We start from the raw sequence: 440 nt of genomic DNA on the forward strand, positions 1-440 counted from the left end.
AGATGTGTATAAGAGACAGTGTGGGGGGAGTGGAAGGCGTGGTGGGTGTTGAGGCGTCGGGTTTTGTGTCCTTGGGCGGCGAAGTGTTGGGCGATGGTGTTGGTGGTTTGTGTGTCGCCGGAGATGACGGTGTGGGTGGGTCCGTTGATGGCGGCGATGGCGGTGTGGTGTTCGTGTCCTTGGAGGGCGTGGCGGACTTGTTCTTCGGTGGCGTTGATGGCGTGCATGGCGCCGGTGGGGGTTTGTTGCATGAGGCGGGCGCGGTGGGCGACGAGGGTGACGGCGTCGGGGAGGGTGAGGATGCCGGCGGTGTGGGCGGCGGTGATTTCGCCGAGGGAGTGGCCGGTGAGGTAGTCGGGTTGGATGCCGAAGGTTTGGGTGAGGCGGTAGAGGGCGGTTTCGAGGGTGAAGAGGGCGGGTTGGGTGTAGTGGGTGTGGTG

At 64.5% G+C, this 440-nt stretch carries 1 protein-coding gene; it reads right to left on the reverse strand.

Annotated elements, in window-relative coordinates; genetic code table 11:
* Positions 1 to 440 (reverse strand): acyltransferase domain-containing protein (locus KGA66_RS32585; protein WP_211472904.1); only part of this gene is annotated, 440 nt, incomplete at both ends.

The sequence above is a fragment of the Actinocrinis puniceicyclus genome (assembly GCF_018283645.1).
Taxonomy (GTDB): domain Bacteria; phylum Actinomycetota; class Actinomycetes; order Streptomycetales; family Catenulisporaceae; genus Actinocrinis; species Actinocrinis puniceicyclus.